General features: G+C 46.2%; 14 protein-coding genes. 3 read left to right on the forward strand and 11 right to left on the reverse strand.

Going from position 1 to position 15,390, the window contains the following annotated elements:
- Positions 1 to 2: 2 nt before the first annotated feature.
- Positions 3 to 986: an MDR family oxidoreductase gene (locus ICN16_RS05760; RefSeq protein ID WP_216135406.1), complete on the reverse strand. Its 984-nt coding sequence runs from the start codon at positions 984 to 986 to the stop codon at positions 3 to 5.
- Between the two features lie 87 nt (positions 987 to 1,073).
- Here ICN16_RS05760 and ICN16_RS05765 point away from each other — a divergent pair, with 87 nt between their 5' ends.
- Genes ICN16_RS05765 through ICN16_RS05775 form a run of 3 tightly spaced genes read left to right on the forward strand, consistent with a single transcriptional unit; the run spans position 1,074 to position 2,576 of the window.
- Positions 1,074 to 1,376: a hypothetical protein gene (locus ICN16_RS05765; RefSeq protein ID WP_216135407.1), complete on the forward strand. Its 303-nt coding sequence runs from the start codon at positions 1,074 to 1,076 to the stop codon at positions 1,374 to 1,376.
- Between the two features lie 26 nt (positions 1,377 to 1,402).
- A complete protein-coding gene (locus ICN16_RS05770; protein ID WP_216135409.1) occupies positions 1,403 to 1,891 on the forward strand; it encodes a flavin reductase family protein in 489 nt (162 codons plus the stop codon).
- A 22-nt stretch (positions 1,892 to 1,913) separates the two neighbouring features.
- Positions 1,914 to 2,576 (forward strand): glutathione S-transferase family protein, encoded by a 663-nt coding sequence (locus ICN16_RS05775; RefSeq protein WP_255533620.1) that lies wholly within the window; start codon positions 1,914 to 1,916, stop codon positions 2,574 to 2,576.
- A gap of 66 nt (positions 2,577 to 2,642) precedes the next feature.
- On the opposite strand, the gene ICN16_RS05780 is transcribed toward ICN16_RS05775, so the two are convergent.
- The 10 genes from ICN16_RS05780 to ttcA form a co-directional block, all read right to left on the reverse strand.
- A complete protein-coding gene (locus tag ICN16_RS05780) occupies positions 2,643 to 5,678 on the reverse strand; it encodes an efflux RND transporter permease subunit (RefSeq protein ID WP_216135412.1) in 3,036 nt (1,011 codons plus the stop codon).
- 7 nt (positions 5,679 to 5,685) lie between these two features.
- On the reverse strand, positions 5,686 to 6,825 hold the full coding sequence (locus ICN16_RS05785; RefSeq protein WP_216135688.1) for an efflux RND transporter periplasmic adaptor subunit: 1,140 nt from the start codon (positions 6,823 to 6,825) through the stop codon (positions 5,686 to 5,688).
- Between the two features lie 169 nt (positions 6,826 to 6,994).
- The gene (locus tag ICN16_RS05790; protein WP_216135415.1) at positions 6,995 to 8,530 is read right to left on the reverse strand and encodes an efflux transporter outer membrane subunit; all 1,536 of its coding nucleotides are present in this window, start codon (positions 8,528 to 8,530) and stop codon (positions 6,995 to 6,997) included.
- Positions 8,531 to 8,675: 145 nt separating this feature from the next.
- A complete protein-coding gene (locus ICN16_RS05795) occupies positions 8,676 to 9,539 on the reverse strand; it encodes a pirin family protein (RefSeq protein ID WP_216135418.1) in 864 nt (287 codons plus the stop codon).
- A gap of 30 nt (positions 9,540 to 9,569) precedes the next feature.
- The gene (locus ICN16_RS05800; protein WP_216135421.1) at positions 9,570 to 10,127 is read right to left on the reverse strand and encodes a flavodoxin family protein; all 558 of its coding nucleotides are present in this window, start codon (positions 10,125 to 10,127) and stop codon (positions 9,570 to 9,572) included.
- A 24-nt stretch (positions 10,128 to 10,151) separates the two neighbouring features.
- Positions 10,152 to 10,562 (reverse strand): DoxX family protein, encoded by a 411-nt coding sequence (locus tag ICN16_RS05805; protein WP_216135424.1) that lies wholly within the window; start codon positions 10,560 to 10,562, stop codon positions 10,152 to 10,154.
- Positions 10,563 to 10,597: 35 nt separating this feature from the next.
- On the reverse strand, positions 10,598 to 11,014 hold the full coding sequence (locus ICN16_RS05810) for a MarR family winged helix-turn-helix transcriptional regulator (protein ID WP_216135427.1): 417 nt from the start codon (positions 11,012 to 11,014) through the stop codon (positions 10,598 to 10,600).
- Between the two features lie 157 nt (positions 11,015 to 11,171).
- A complete protein-coding gene (gene glmS, locus ICN16_RS05815; protein ID WP_216135429.1) occupies positions 11,172 to 13,004 on the reverse strand; it encodes a glutamine--fructose-6-phosphate transaminase (isomerizing) in 1,833 nt (610 codons plus the stop codon).
- On the reverse strand, positions 13,004 to 14,455 hold the full coding sequence (gene glmU / locus ICN16_RS05820) for a bifunctional UDP-N-acetylglucosamine diphosphorylase/glucosamine-1-phosphate N-acetyltransferase GlmU (RefSeq protein ID WP_216135431.1): 1,452 nt from the start codon (positions 14,453 to 14,455) through the stop codon (positions 13,004 to 13,006). Before glmU ends, glmS begins: the two co-directional genes overlap by 1 nt.
- Positions 14,452 to 15,360: a tRNA 2-thiocytidine(32) synthetase TtcA gene (gene ttcA, locus ICN16_RS05825; protein ID WP_216135432.1), complete on the reverse strand. Its 909-nt coding sequence runs from the start codon at positions 15,358 to 15,360 to the stop codon at positions 14,452 to 14,454. Before ttcA ends, glmU begins: the two co-directional genes overlap by 4 nt.
- Positions 15,361 to 15,390: the final 30 nt, after the last annotated feature.

The raw sequence follows: 15,390 nt of genomic DNA on the forward strand, positions 1-15,390 counted from the left end.
GCTTATTTATTAACATCCACAATTAAACGACCGCGCACATTGCCCGCCATCAGTTCTGCTGCATATTTAATGGAATCTTCCAAGCTAATTTCGTGAGAGATCTCCTCTAAAGTTTTGAGATCAACTAATTTAGTTAATTGCTCATAAGCAGCAATACGTTTTGCCTTTGGCACTGTCACACTATTAATGCCATACAAAGTCACGCCACGCAAAATGAATGGCGCAACAGTCGATGGAAAATCCATTCCTTGAGCAAGACCACAAGCGGCAACCGCACCATCGCTCTTCGTTTGTGCACAGGCATTAGCTAATGTATGACTACCAACGCTATCGACTACTGCTGCCCAACGCTCTTTTGCCAAAGGCTTGCCAGGAGCAGACAGAGCAGCACGATCAATCACTTCACTTGCGCCTAATTTCTTCAAGTAATCAGCCTCGGACATGCGTCCAGTACTGGCAACAACCGTAAATCCTAATTTACTCAACAGAGTAATTGCGAAGCTACCTACTCCACCCGCTGCACCAGTGACCAATACCTCGCCATCACTCGGCTTCAAGCCATGCTTTTGCAACGCCATCACACACAACATTGCTGTGTAGCCAGCAGTACCAATAGCTAGGGCCTGCTTAGCAGTAAACCCCTTCGGTAAGGGGATGAGCCACTCTGACTTCACGCGCGCTTGTTGAGCCAACCCACCCCAATGACCTTCGCCAACACCCCAGCCATTGAGCAATACCATGTCGCCAGCTTTAAATTCTGGGCTAGCGCTCTCCAAGACCTCCCCTGCAAAATCAATTCCGGGAACCATAGGAAAGCTTCGCACTACTGGGCCTTTGCCAGTGATCGCCAAACCATCTTTGTAATTCAGTGTGGAATAGAGCACCTTAACCCTGACGTCCCCCTCAGGCAAACTAGCTTCATCAACCTGAGCAAGCTCAGCCCTATAAGCTTGATCGTCTTTATTTACCAAAATAGCGTTAAACATGTCTCTTCCTTTTAAATACGCTGCATTCCCCGCAGCAAGTGCGTAATAGGTTTATCCTAACGAGCATTGCTGATTATGGAGGTTTCCATGAAAAAAATTCTACTATTAACTACGATTTCTGGCTTAGTGTTGGCCGGCTGCTCATCGAGCCAAATCAATATGTCTATGGGCAACATGCGCCTAATTAGCTCCAGCGCAGCACCACAAGATGTCATGGATTTCGCTAATACAACTTGTAAGAATGATTTCTACCAAGGCGCAAGCTTCCTTTCCAAGGCTGGCAAGGAATATCGCTTTAAATGCGTTAAAGCTGAAGAGAATGAAATCCTAGTCCCAATTCCAGGTACAACCATTCCAAACGATGCCCCCACTCCAGCGACAGCAAAATAATTGAACCATTCGATAAGCAAAGCAAGATGACCCCATTTACCTCCCAAGAGCTCCGCAAAGGCTTTTCTTCCTTTGCTACTGGGGTCACAGTCATCACCTGCCTAGATGCAGACCAAAGCGCTCATGGCATCACCATCAGCTCTTTCAATACAGTTTCGTTGGAGCCGCCACTCATTTTATGGAGTCTCAAGAAACATTCACGCCTAATGCCCAATTTTGAAGTGGGTCATAAACAGTTAATTCATATACTCGAGCGTTCGCAAGAAGCTATGGCAATGCACTTTGCTACCGTCAAAGAAAATCAATTCGTTAACATTCCGCACAAAATTGCAGCAAGCGGCCTCACTCAGATTGAAGGATGCTGCGCCTACTTTGAATGCGAGACAGTTTCGGTTCATACCGGGGGCGATCACAACATCATTGTTGCCAAGGTCCTCAATCTAAAGCACACCCCAGAAAGCCATCCACTGATATTTGCTCACAGCAAATTTATGGGTCTAGATACACCCCTTTAAATACAACCAAACAGGAGTTCTCATGATGCGTTTGTGGGGAAGAAAAACTTCAATCAATGTCCAGAAGGTATTGTGGTGCTTGGCGGAGTTAGGCTTAGAGGAAGGCAGGGATTTTGAGCGCATTGATGCGGGCCTTCATTTTGGAAAAAATCGTACTCCTGAATTCTTAGCGCTCAATCCCAATGGCCTAGTTCCAACTCTTCAAGACGGTGATCTTGTACTCTGGGAGTCCAATACTATTTTGCGATATCTGATCCGTCAGTACGATGGATCAAACCGATTCACGAATGCAATTGCTACCCAGTATCAGTCAGAGAAGTGGATGGACTGGCAACTGGGGACCATGTGGCCGCCGCTACGAGTTGCATTACTTGGACTTACTCGTACCCCTGAAGCAGATCGTAACTATGAGCTAATTCAGAAGTCTTATCAAGAAGCAGACTCACTATTAGCTTTGCTTGACCAGTATTTAGAAAATCATTCCTACTGCTCAGGTGAAAAATTTACTATTGGAGATATTCCATTAGCATTGTGCGTAAGCCGCTGGATCCTGCTAAATCAAACCTTTCCAGAAAAAACTGGGGCACGATCACAGCTCAGCAATATTGATGCATGGATGCATCGTATAGAAACTGAAACCAAATACAGCATAGTTGCTGAAAAAGAGCTCAATATAGTGAAGTAAGATAAGGACTCAATTAAAAAGGGTGAACTTGATTCACCCTTTTTAATTAGTAGATTACAGAATCTATTACTGCTGCTTAAATTTCTTCTGGTGGTGATCGGCACCAATAAATAAGTACATCGCAGGCACCACGAAGAGCGTAAACAGAGTGCCGATCGACAATCCAGTAAAGATCACGATACCCATCGATTGACGGCCAGCAGCACCGGCTCCAGAGGCGATCACTAGAGGCACTACGCCCAAGACCATCGCTGCAGTGGTCATCAAGATCGGACGTAAACGTACGCTACTAGCCTCTACGATGGCATCAAGCTTACTGCGTCCAGCCTCTTGCAATTCATTAGCAAACTCCACAATCAAAATACCGTGCTTACTAATCAGACCCATCAACGTAACAAGACCAACCTGGGTATACACATTCAAAGTTGTAAATCCGAGATTGATAAATATGAGTGCGCCAAATAAAGCAAGCGGTACTGAAACCAAGATGACGATCGGATCTCGAAAACTCTCAAACTGTGCAGCCAGGACCAGGAACACAATTAAGATCGCAAAGAACATCGTCACCAAAAATCCACCAGACTCTGCCATGAACTGACGGGATGGCCCAGCGTAATCCATGGTGTAACCATTCGGCGCCACCTCTTTTAAGGTTTGACGCATGAACTCTAGTAAATCCGCTTGAGAAATAAACGGCGTACTCACACCAGAGATCGTTGCGGAGTTCAACTGCTGAAAGTGATTAATGGACTGAGGGACTACTTTTTGCTTAATTGTCGCTATGGTGCGCGCCTGAATCATTTGTCCACTTGGAGTGCGGATGTAGTAATCCAAGATTTGATCTGGATTTAAACGATCTACCTGCTTTACTTGCGGAATAACGCGATAGGAACGGCCAGCTACAGAGAAATAATTAACATAACCACCGCCCAAGGCAGCGGAGAGTGCGCTACCCACCTGCTGCTGAGTCATGCCCAATGCAGCCACTTTTTCACGATCGATTTCCAAAACGTCTTGCGGCTTATCAATCTTCAAATCTGAATCCACGAAGAAGAAATTGCCACTACGACGGGCCTTATCTAAAACGGCCTGAGATACTTCGTTAAGCTGCTCGTAAGACTCGGTAGTGTTGATTACCACTTGAACCGGTAAACCCTGTGCACCAGGCAAAGCTGGGAACTGGAAGGCTGCTACGCGAGCGCCTGCGATCGTATTCCACTTACTTTGCATATCTTCTTGGAACTTCGTGGCATTACGACTGCGTTGATCCCAATCCTTGAGTAATACACCACCAAAGCTACTGGTTGGACTGGTGATCTGGAACATCTGCTCATACTCAGGTTCTGCTGCAGATATTTGATAAATCTGATCAGCGTAAGTCTGCATCTGATTCACTGTACTGTTGGGTGGGCCCGAAGCCTGCATCAACACAATACCCTGGTCTTCTGTTGGCGCTAATTCAGCACGGGCAGTGGCGTAAAGGTAAGCGACTCCACCCAACAAAATCACACCCATCACAATAATGACTTGCCAAGTACTCAAGAGCTCGCGCAAGGTGGTTTGATAACTGTGGTGTACCTTATCAAAAATCCGATCGATCTTTTGCACAAACGATGAAGCTTCTTGCTCTTCAGTAAAGATGCGTGAGCACATCATCGGAGAAAGCGTTAACGCAATCAATCCCGATACCGCTACGGCACTAGCCAAAGTAAAGGCAAATTCGGTAAAGAGCGCGCCCGTTAAACCGCCCTGGAAGCCAATTGGAATATAGACCGCGATCAACACAATCGTCATTGCCAAAATTGGACCACCCAATTCGCGTGCAGCAATTAAGGAGGCCTCCAGCGGAGACTTGCCTTCCTTCATGTGGCGGTCAACGTTCTCAACCACAATAATCGCATCATCCACTACCAGGCCAATTGCAAGCACTAGGGCTAGTAGTGTTAGTAAGTTAATGGAGTAGCCCAATACCTGCATTAAGAAGAACGTGCCAATTAAAGAGAGTGGCATCGCAATCACAGGAACTGCAACTGCACGCGCACTTCCCAAGAAAAGGTAAATCACCACCGTCACAATTAACAGCGCTTCCAATAGGGTGGCTACCACTTCATCAATCGAAGTAGTAATGAACTTAGTCGAGTCGTACACCACTTTGCCCGACATACCAGTTGGCAACTGCTTCTGTATATCTGGCACTGCGGCACGAACACGCTCTGCCACATCAAGCAAGTTCGCCTGAGGCGCGACCTTGATGGCAATAAAGACTGAGCGCTTACCGCTAAATGCGACATTCGTGTTGTAGTCCTCGGACCCCATGCTCACGGTCGCCACTTGATCTAAATAGACAATATTGATGCCATCTTTTTTGACAACCAATTTGCGGAACTCATCGAGCGTGTGTAGATCTGTACCAGCCACTAAATCGACAGCAACCATGTCGCCCTTAGTGCTACCCACCGCTGATAGATAGTTATTGGCAGCCATTGCGCTATAGACATCATCAGCACCCACACCAAGGCCAGCCATCTTCTCGCGATCTAGCCAAGCCCGCAGAGCAAACTTTCTACCACCAGTGATTTCAGCATTTTGGACGCCATCCACGGCATCCAGCTTCGGTTTAACCACCCTCAATAGGTAATCGGTAATCGCATTATTCGGAATGTCATCGCTATAAAAGCCCATATACATCGCCGCAGTGGATTGACCGATTTGTACAGTCAATATAGGCTGCTGAGCTTGTGGTGGCAGTTGATTCTTGACCGAACTAATCTGAGTTTGGATTTGCGTTAATGCTGCATTGGAGTCGTAGTTGAGCTTCAGAGTGGCGGTAATCGTCGAAAGACCACTCACACTCATCGATGACAAATAATCAATACCTTGAGACTGAGCAATTGCCGTCTCTAATGGCTGCGTAATAAATCCTGCAATCGTTTCAGGATCGGCACCATAGTAGGCCGTCGTAATCGTCACAATCGCATTTTGGGTTTGCGGATACTGATTTACTGGCAAAGATCCAACTGCCTTCAAACCAAATACCAAGACAAGTGCGCTCACTACCAGCGAGAGCACTGGCCTACGAATAAATATGTCAGTCCAATTCATCTAGGACTTATTCCTGTGGCTGCGGGTTTGGTGAATTAGACGGCAGCACCTTATTGTTCACAATCAATGGAGTACCGTTCTTGAGCTTGAGCTGACCACTAGTGACCACTGTCGCACCCTCCTCAACCCCCTTGAGGATTGCCACTTGATCGCCACGCGTTAGGCCTGTAGTTACAAAAACCTGTTGAGCCTCAAGCGCAGGTTTGCCCTGCTTATCCTTTTTACCAGTTGGTTTAGCAATAAAGACTGTGGAGCCATACGGGTTATAAGTCACCGCAGTTTGAGGCAAGGTCAGCAACTTCACTTCTTCACCCAACTTAATATTCACGTTAGCAAACATGCCCGGCAAAATCTTTTTATCTGGATTGGCCAACTGAGCCTCGATCTGAATATTGCGAGTATTTGTATCCACTTTAGGACTCACGGCAGTAACCTTGCCAGTAAAGCTTGTACCTTTGAATGCATCAGTCGTCACCACAATTTCTTGGCCAACCTGAATCTGTTCAGCATTACTCTGCGGGAGATTGAAATCCACAAAAATTGGATCCAAGGTTTGGAGAGTGAGTAACTTATCGCCTGGATTAACGTATTGACCAGGGTTAATCATCACGATGCCGACACGGCCACTAAAAGGGGCTTTCAAATTCTTCTTCGCGACTAAAGCCGTTTGCTGCTCTACCTGAGCCTGCTTTGACTTTGCATCTGCTTTGCTGGTGTCGAATACGTTCTTACTAATCGCCTGAATTTCTAATTGCTGTCTATCGCGCTCATTAATTACTTTAGCCAAATCTGCCAACGCTTTTAATGAATTGAGTTGTGCAACATCTGAGGCGTCATTTAATTTAATCAGCAAATCACCTTCCTTGACATCCATGCCGGATTTAATAGGCACGGTTTGTACTAAACCACCAATTTCAGTGCTGAGCTCTACACCCCTAAATGCGCGGATATTACCAACGCTAGATAGCTTGGGTTGCCATGCTGTTGCTTCCACCACCATCGTCGAGACCGTTGCTGGCGGCAAACCCATACCAGCAATGAAATGCTTAATCATGAATGTCTTGAGTTGATTAAACCCAAAAATCAAACCCAATAACAAAAATACGCCGCACAACATAATGGTCATGCGTCGACCCAAAGGCGTCATTGATTGCAGTTTGGCATTAGCCTTACTCCGCAGAAAGCGTTCGCGTAAGCGTACCCATACACCTTTCGCCTTTTCCCAAAGAGCGATAAGTCTCTCGCGAAGCTTCCATTCCACTGCCTTCGCACGCATCCAAGCCCACAAGGCAAGTGCCGCTGCAGTCACTTTGGTTTTAATTGTTTCCAGAAGTTTCATTTTGATCTTTGTTCGCTATGGCTTTTGGTTGAAAGGCTGGGCCGGTACGATTCCACCAGCCGCCGCCTAGTGCTGCAAATAATGCTGCTGTATCAGAGAACCGGGTAGCCTGAGCAGAAACCGATTTGACTTTAGCAATTTGATATTGATTTTGGTAGTAGAGAACAGCCAAGTAACTTGCAGTACCTAACTTATATTGCTGCTGAACCAACTCCAGCGTTTCATAAGCGTATCGCTCTGCATCCGATGCAGACTTCAATGCCTGGGCACCAGTCTCTAGTGCACGCAAAGAATCAGCCACCTCTTGGAACGCCTTGAGCACAGTTGCTTGATATTGGAAAACTGCTTGTTCATAATTAGCAATAGCGCCACGACGTTGTGCCAATAATTGCCCACCCTGAAAGAGCGGCTGGAAGACGCCACCAGCAACTGACCATAATGCTGCGTTAGGCCCAAACAGTGCGCTACTAGTGAGCGCCGCAGAACCGACGGCGCCAGTGATATTAAATTGTGGCAATAAATTTGCAGTGGCTACGCCTACCAAAGCATTAGTAGCCTTAAGCTGCGCTTCTGCAGCACGAACGTCTGGGCGTTGTCGCACCAGACTGGATGGGATGGACAACGGTAACTTTTCTGGCAAATGCAAAGACTTTAAATCGAATTTAGTGATGTTGGCATTACTAGGCAACTCGCCCACCAATACCGCTAACTGATTACGCGCAAAGGACAGATTGCGTTCGTATGTAAATAAATCGACTTGAGAGTTAGATACCAAAGTTCTTTGCGATGTCACATCAACTCGAGATACTGTGCCAATTACTAATTGCTTCTCTGTTACTTCAGCCAAATTGGTTTGCGCTTTTAGAATTTCTTCAGTGGCTTGCATTTGTGCACGGAGTGCAGCTTCACGTACAGCACTAGTCACAATATTGGCCGTTAAAGACAGGTATGCGCCTTCTAACTGAAACTGGGCAATTTCTGCTTGTGCTCTCGCCCCCTCAACGGCACGACGCGCACCACCAAAAACATCAAGCTTATAGGTGACGTTTACGGAAGCGTTATAGAGATTGTAGGTATCGGAGCCATAAGGCAATCCATAAATAGCTGACGGCTGTAACTGGCGTGTAGCGTTACCACCTAGCCCAACTGCTGGGAAGTATTGACCACCAATTTGTGCGCTGACATTTTCTTGACTGGAACGCAAGGCAGCGTCAGCTGCACCTAAGTTCGGGTTCTGTTGCAAAGCTTTTTTGATCAATAAATCCAGCTCGGGAGATTTAAATAATTCCCACCACTGAGCCTCAATATCGGCACCCTCAACAAACTCTTGATCAGTTCCACCGGGCACCCCCGGTGCAGTAGCCAATTTCTGTGAAAGTGCGGTTTCGGTATATCGAGATGTATTTGGAGCATCAGGCTGCTTGAAGTCAGGACCAACAGCACACGCAGAGAGAAACCCCGCGGATAACAACGGAAGCCAACGCAAAATAAAGAATTCTTTTGAACCAAACATGTACTGTGACAAATTTCCTTTTCTACAGCTGATATTTGAACATACTTTTTCAATCCAGTCTGTGTAAAGCCTTGATTTAACTAATGAATTTTGTTCACAGCTAAGCGTAGAAGTCAAACGGATTTTTTAGGCTGCAGCCACATTCTTAATGAGCAATTTTTCCAAAATTTCCGCTATTGAAATCCTGCATTGCCCGAGCAATTTCTTCTTTGGTATTCATGACGAATGGGCCGTAGCCCACGATAGACTCATTAATCGGCTCGCCGCTCAGTAGCAATGCAATGGAATCCTCCAGCACATTAACTTGAATATCCCGACCCTGATTGCCAAACATCAGCATCTGGGCATCCTTGGCCACCACGCCCTCACCAGCCTCGACGGCACCCTTCAGCACAACTAGGGAAGTATTCCAACCCTCAGGCACAGGAATAGTTGTTGAACCCTTCTTCAACTTCAAATCAATCACATTGAGAGGGGTAAAGGTATTGGCTGGCCCTGTATGGCCATCAAACTCTCCAGCAATGATGCGCGCTTGTCCTGCGCCATTCTTCAAATCAATCGCAGGAATCTGTTTATCCAGAATGGCTTGATAGCCAGGCTTAGTCATTTTGAGTTTTGCTGGCAAATTCACCCACAACTGCACCATATTTAGATTGCCACCATTTTTGGCGAAGTCTTCAGAATGAAACTCTTCATGCAAGATGCCAGAGCCGGCGGTCATCCACTGAACATCTCCAGGACCAATAGTACCGCCCTGACCTGTTGAATCTTTATGAGCTACCTCACCTTCGTAAACAATGGTGACTGTTTCAAATCCACGATGAGGGTGCGAGCCCACGCCTTTACGCTCAGTTGTTGGGGGAAACTCTGCTGGACCCGCATAGTCCAACATCAAGAATGGACTCATTTGCTTTCCCAGGTCTTGATAGAAGAATAGGGTGCGCACAGGAAATCCATCGCCCACCCAGTGTCCTCGATCATTACCTTGCAAACCAATGAGTTTTTTCATGATTCCCCCAATTTCTTTCAGATAAAAAGCTTACTTAGCTTTAAGTTCAGCGGCAATCTTGGCAATACGCTCACCATAGAGACGTGCTGTTTCTAAATCGCCCACATTTACCTCATCAGTACTTGCGTCTGAAGGAGTCTGCATCATCGCACCAGCAGAAGAGCCAACATAGTTCACATCATCACGCTTCGCGGCTTTGGAGTTCGAAGGCATTAAACCAGTGCCAACCCAGATACCTGAATGCTGCATTGCCAGAGTGAAGAAGTAATGCAAGGTGGAGTGCTTATCACCATTCATCGTGGCAGAGTTTGTGAAACCACCGAATACTTTGTCTTTCCATTGCTGTGAAAACCATTGCTTAGAACTGGCATCAGCGAACTTCTTAAACTGCCAGCTTACTGTGCCCATATAGGTTGGCGAACCAAATACGATGGCATTAGCAGTATTGAGAATTTCCCACTGCGCATCAGTAATATTGCCTTCGGAATCAATGGCTATTAGCGTGCCATTTGCTCCCTTAGATAGGGCTTCAGCTTGTTTAACTGTGTGGCCATATCCACTATGAAATACAACGGCTACTTTAGTCATGATCTTTTCCTTTAATGAATGAAATTACTTCGCTGCTTTACGACCATCAATACTGAATCTACCAGCACCAGTAGAAGCCAACACCAATAAACCACCCATTACCGCAATGTTCTTAAAGAATAGCAATTGAGCGATAAATACTGCATCTGCTGGAGCAGCCCAAAATGCATGCCCAGTAGCAGCAGCGATTAAAGTAAAGATCGCCATGATCACTGCAACGATACGTGTCTGAAAACCTACGATCAATGCAATGCTTCCCAAAACTTCAATCACAATTGTTGCTACCAATGCGAATACTGGAGCTGTAATACCCAAAGAAGCGAAGTAGCCTAATGTTCCCTCAAATCCAGCAATCTTTCCCAAACCTGCCGGTAAAAATAGTGCAACGATAAGCAATCGACCAACGAGGTTAAGCATGCTTTGATATGTGTTCATGTAATGTTCCTTTGTAATGTTTACTGAAAAATTGTTTAATTAAAAATTGCTTTTACTTCTTTTAAAACCATTACCGCTTGTTCTAATTCTTTTTTGGTGAGCTTGCTAAACGCCTTGCCGAGGTATTCCACATGCTCCGGAAATACCTTCTTAAATAATTTGTCGCCAGACTTTGAGAGGCCAATCTTGTAACTACGGCCGTCTTCAACGTTCAGAAACTTTTCAATTAAGCCTTTCGCCTCGAGCCTTTCTAAAACACCCGTCATAGTGCCTTTAGAAACTAGTGTCTTCTCACCCAATTCCTTACAAGTCATTGGGGGCTGATTACCTAAGGTCGCCACAATGTCAAACTGGGTTGTGGTTAAGCCCATCTCTTTAATATGCGCTCCAGAGTGAGCCTCAAAGGCCTGATAGGCCTGAACTAATTCCTTAACGAGGGATAGGTGATTCATTTCATTACCTCAATTTAGTCTGTATGCGTACTAGTTTAGTACTAGTTCGTACTAATTGCAAGACCCTACAGAATCAAGGGAATAAACCCAGTTGATTGGATTACGCCTGGGTTAATGAAGTTACTTGGAATTTTGAGGTGAATCCACCCCAGAGAAATTACTCGACGGTAACGCTCTTTGCGAGATTACGCGGCTTGTCTACATCAGTACCCAGGGCGCAAGCGGTGTGATACGCCAGTAGTTGCAGTGGAACTACATGCAAGATTGGGGAAAGATTTCCATAGTGCTCAGGCAAGCGAATCACGTTGATGCCTTCGCTACTGGTAATTTCGGTATCTTGGTCTGCAAAGACGTACAACTTACCGCCACGGGCTTTGACTTCCTGCATATTGGATTTGAGCTTTTCCAGCAAGTCATCATTAGGCGCTACAGTAACAACTGGCATCTTCTCGGTAACGAGTGCAAGAGGTCCATGCTTCAACTCGCCTGCTGGATAAGCTTCAGCATGAATATATGAAATCTCTTTTAACTTGAGCGCACCTTCAAGGGCAATTGGGTAATGCATGCCGCGGCCCAAAAACAAAGCATTTTCACATTTAGCAAATGCAGCACTCCAAGCCATGATCTGCGGCTCAAGCGCTAAGACTGCATGCAACGCTTTTGGCAAATGGCGCAAGTCACGCAAAAGCTCTTTTTCTTGCTCGGGGCTGACCTTGCCTGCGCGCTTAGCCAATGAAACAGCCAGCAGATAGAGGGCAACTAATTGAGTGGTGAAGGCTTTAGTAGAAGCCACGCCAATTTCAGTGCCAGCCTTGGTCAAGAAATTCCAATTCGTTTCGCGAACCATGGCGCTACTAGCTACGTTGCAAATCGCCAGGGTGTATTGATGACCCAAGGACTGCGCATGACGCAAGGCTGCCAAAGTATCTGCAGTCTCACCAGACTGGGACACCACCACAATTAATGTATTCGGATTAGGAACGGTAGTGCGATAGCGATACTCGCTCGCAATCTCAACTTGAGTCGGAATACCAGCCAAATCCTCTAACCAATATTTAGCAACACAAGCAGAGTAGTAACTAGTGCCGCAAGCTAATATCAAAATTTGATCAAACTTCTTCCACTGCTCAGGATCAGCGTTAAAGAGCTCCGGACCAAAACTGACAATGTTAGCTAGCGTATCGCCGATCGCTCCTGGCTGCTCAAAAATCTCTTTTTGCATGTAGTGCTGATAAGGGCCTAGATCTACTGAGTCAGCTTGTGCAGGCATAGCCTTATGCTCTCTCTGCACAGATTTTCCAGCTTGATCAAGGATCTCAATACCGTCAGCCTTCAGAATGGCGACATCACCTTCTTCGAGATACATCATCGAATGTGCACGGCCAGCTAAAGCTAGTGCATCAGACGCAAGGAAGTTTTCATTTTTACCAAGGGCAACAACCAATGGAGAGCCAACGCGCGCACCGACTAAAACATCTGGACGATCTTGCGCAATCACACCGATCGCATAGGCGCCATGTAAGCGCGGCAATACCGATTGAACAGAAGCCACTAAATCAACTTGCTTGCTAGACACATAGGCTTGATGAACTAAATGCGCAATTACCTCAGTATCAGTTTCAGATGTAAATACATAGCCCGCAGACTTCAACTCTGTACGCAGTGATTCGTAGTTCTCAATAATGCCGTTATGCACTACAGCGATTAGTCCACCAGAAATATGGGGATGTGCATTTTGTGTATCGGGCTTGCCGTGTGTTGCCCATCGGGTATGTGCAATACCTAAAGTGCCATGAAAATCCTTGCCCTGCTCTGCTAACTCAGAAACGCGAGCAGTCGTACGGGCACGTTCAATTGGATGCTTGGCATCATCGCCATTAATTACAGCAAAACCACATGAGTCGTAACCGCGATATTCAAGGCGACGTAGGCCTTCGATCAATACTTCAACAATATTCTTGCGCGATGCTGCGCCAACGATTCCGCACATTATTTTTTAGCTTTCACAGATTTTTTAGTGGCAACTTTCTTGGTCACCACCTTCTTTACCGGGCGTTGCCACTGTAAAGAGATTTGCTTAGCGCGCGACACGGTAAGTTGATTCGGTGGCGCATCTTTAGTCAGGGTCGTGCCAGCACCCAATGTAGCGCCACGGCCAACACGCACTGGGGCAACCAACTGAGTATCCGAACCAATGAAGACATCATCCTCAATAATCGTTTGATGTTTATTGACACCATCGTAGTTGCAGGTAATCGTACCTGCACCGATATTCACTCTTGATCCAACAATCGAATCACCCACATAAGCTAAGTGATTAGCTTTGCTACTGGCGGCAATCTTACTGTTCTTCACTTCTACAAAATTACCAATGTGCACATCATTCGCCAAGTCAGCACCCGGGCGTAAGCGAGCATAAGGCCCGATCAGCGAACTTGCGCCAACTTTTGCACCGTCAATATGGCTGTATGGGTGAATAGTGACATTCTTACCAATCACGCTATTGCGAATAATGCAGTACGGGCCCACTTTTGTGCCAGCAGCTAGAGTTACGCAACCTTCAAATACACAACCTACATCAATAAAGACATCGGTACCGCACTCTAGCGTTCCGCGGATATCGATGCGCGCTGGGTCAGCCAAGGAAACACCGGCGTCCATTAATGCATTCGCTTGATTGAGTTGATGTACTCGCTCTAACGCAGCCAACTGATCTCGACTATTGACACCAACGATCTCATACTCAGCATCGGCTTGTGCAGTGCGAATAGGCACGCTGTCTTTAACCGCCATCGCGATAACATCAGTTAAATAGTATTCGCCCTGGGCATTGCTGGCTCGCAAAGACTTCAACCATTTCTTAAGTGAATTGGTTGGCAGAACCATGATGCCGGTATTGATTTCTTGAATACGCTTTTGCTCAGGCAATGCATCTTTTTCTTCGACAATCGCCATTACCGAACCATCGATATCTCGCACGATGCGGCCATAGCCTGTTGGATTGCTGAGATTTTGAGTCAGGAGCGCCAAAGCAGAATCTTGACCACGTACACCATCAGCCAATTTAGCTAATTTAGAAAGCGTCTTTTTACTTGTAAGAGGCACATCGCCATAGAGAACCAAAGTAGGTTCATTTACATCCAGCTTAGGCAGCGCTTGTAATAAAGCGTGGCCCGTTCCTTTTTGCTCGGCCTGCAATGCAGTGCCAACCTTGCCAAAGCGAGAATCCTGCTCGGTGGTAATTTGAAGAAACTCTTTAACATCGGCCGCGCCGTGACCAACAACAACAATGGGGCCAGTTTTAGTGCTTTTACCCTGCAGATCTAAGGCTGTGTTGAGCACGTGCTGAAGAAGGGGTTTCCCGGCCAAGGTTTGAAGAACCTTGGGTAATGCGGACTTCATCCGCTTTCCCTGCCCAGCAGCCAAAATAACGATGTTCATAAAGAGGGATTATAAGACCCCTGAATCAACGTTCCACAGGCTATTTCATCAATTTCTGTCTCATCAATCGCTTTGTCGCCAGCCGATCTTGCGGCAATGCCCGATAGCTCTGTAGAAATCTCGAGATTCTTGAAATCAAAAGCCTCTCCATCCATTAAATGGGATGGCACGATATGGTGCATTGAGCGGAATAGATTCTCGACGCGCCCTGGGTGCTTTTTCTCCCAATCGCGCAGCATCTCTTTCATAGCACCGCGCTGCAAGTTTGGCTGACTGCCACAGAGATTGCACGGAATAATGGGGAAGTTTATATCTACCGCATAACGTTCAAGCAACTTTTCAGGAACGTAAGCGAGAGGACGAATAACAATATGCTTGCCATCATCAGATCGCAACTTTGGTGGCATACCTTTGAGCTTGCCCGCAAAGAACATATTCAACATCAATGTTTCTAAGATGTCATCGCGATGATGGCCTAAAGCAATTTTGGTCGCACCCAACTCATCTGCAACACGATATAAAATCCCACGACGCAATCGAGAGCAAAGACCACAAGTTGTCTTACCTTCCGGAACTACACGCTTCACGATGCTGTAGGTATCTTGATTTTCAATATGGTACTGAACACCCAAAGCTTTTAAATAGTTAGGCAAAATTTCTGCCGGAAATCCTGGCTGCTTCTGATCCAAATTAACAGCAACAATTTCAAAATCAATTGGGGCGCGCTCGCGCAATTTCAAAAGAATATCGAGCATGGCATAGCTATCTTTGCCGCCTGACAGACAGACCATCACTTTGTCACCATCTTCGATCATGCCAAAGTCACCAATAGCCTGGCCAACTAAACGGCAGAGCTTTTTCTCAAGCTTGTTTTCTTCGAAGACGACTTTACGGATATCACTCATAGCGACTAAATTTTTCTGGCTTTTCTTTAA

Source organism: Polynucleobacter sp. es-MAR-4 (assembly GCF_018882055.1).
Lineage (GTDB): Bacteria > Pseudomonadota > Gammaproteobacteria > Burkholderiales > Burkholderiaceae > Polynucleobacter.

Bases quoted from the DNA above. Each gene is read 5' to 3' on its own strand.
- ICN16_RS05760 (WP_216135406.1), bottom strand. From the start codon at position 986: ATGTTTAACGCTATTTTGGTAAATAAAGACGATCAAGCTTATAGGGCT.
- ICN16_RS05765 (WP_216135407.1), top strand. From the start codon at position 1,074: ATGAAAAAAATTCTACTATTAACTACGATTTCTGGCTTAGTGTTGGCC.
- ICN16_RS05770 (WP_216135409.1), top strand. From the start codon at position 1,403: ATGACCCCATTTACCTCCCAAGAGCTCCGCAAAGGCTTTTCTTCCTTT.
- ICN16_RS05775 (WP_255533620.1), top strand. From the start codon at position 1,914: ATGATGCGTTTGTGGGGAAGAAAAACTTCAATCAATGTCCAGAAGGTA.
- ICN16_RS05780 (WP_216135412.1), bottom strand. From the start codon at position 5,678: ATGAATTGGACTGACATATTTATTCGTAGGCCAGTGCTCTCGCTGGTA.
- ICN16_RS05785 (WP_216135688.1), bottom strand. From the start codon at position 6,825: ATGACGCCTTTGGGTCGACGCATGACCATTATGTTGTGCGGCGTATTT.
- ICN16_RS05790 (WP_216135415.1), bottom strand. From the start codon at position 8,530: ATGTTTGGTTCAAAAGAATTCTTTATTTTGCGTTGGCTTCCGTTGTTA.
- ICN16_RS05795 (WP_216135418.1), bottom strand. From the start codon at position 9,539: ATGAAAAAACTCATTGGTTTGCAAGGTAATGATCGAGGACACTGGGTG.
- ICN16_RS05800 (WP_216135421.1), bottom strand. From the start codon at position 10,127: ATGACTAAAGTAGCCGTTGTATTTCATAGTGGATATGGCCACACAGTT.
- ICN16_RS05805 (WP_216135424.1), bottom strand. From the start codon at position 10,562: ATGAACACATATCAAAGCATGCTTAACCTCGTTGGTCGATTGCTTATC.
- ICN16_RS05810 (WP_216135427.1), bottom strand. From the start codon at position 11,014: ATGAATCACCTATCCCTCGTTAAGGAATTAGTTCAGGCCTATCAGGCC.
- glmS (WP_216135429.1), bottom strand. From the start codon at position 13,004: ATGTGCGGAATCGTTGGCGCAGCATCGCGCAAGAATATTGTTGAAGTA.
- glmU (WP_216135431.1), bottom strand. From the start codon at position 14,455: ATGAACATCGTTATTTTGGCTGCTGGGCAGGGAAAGCGGATGAAGTCC.
- ttcA (WP_216135432.1), bottom strand. From the start codon at position 15,360: ATGAGTGATATCCGTAAAGTCGTCTTCGAAGAAAACAAGCTTGAGAAA.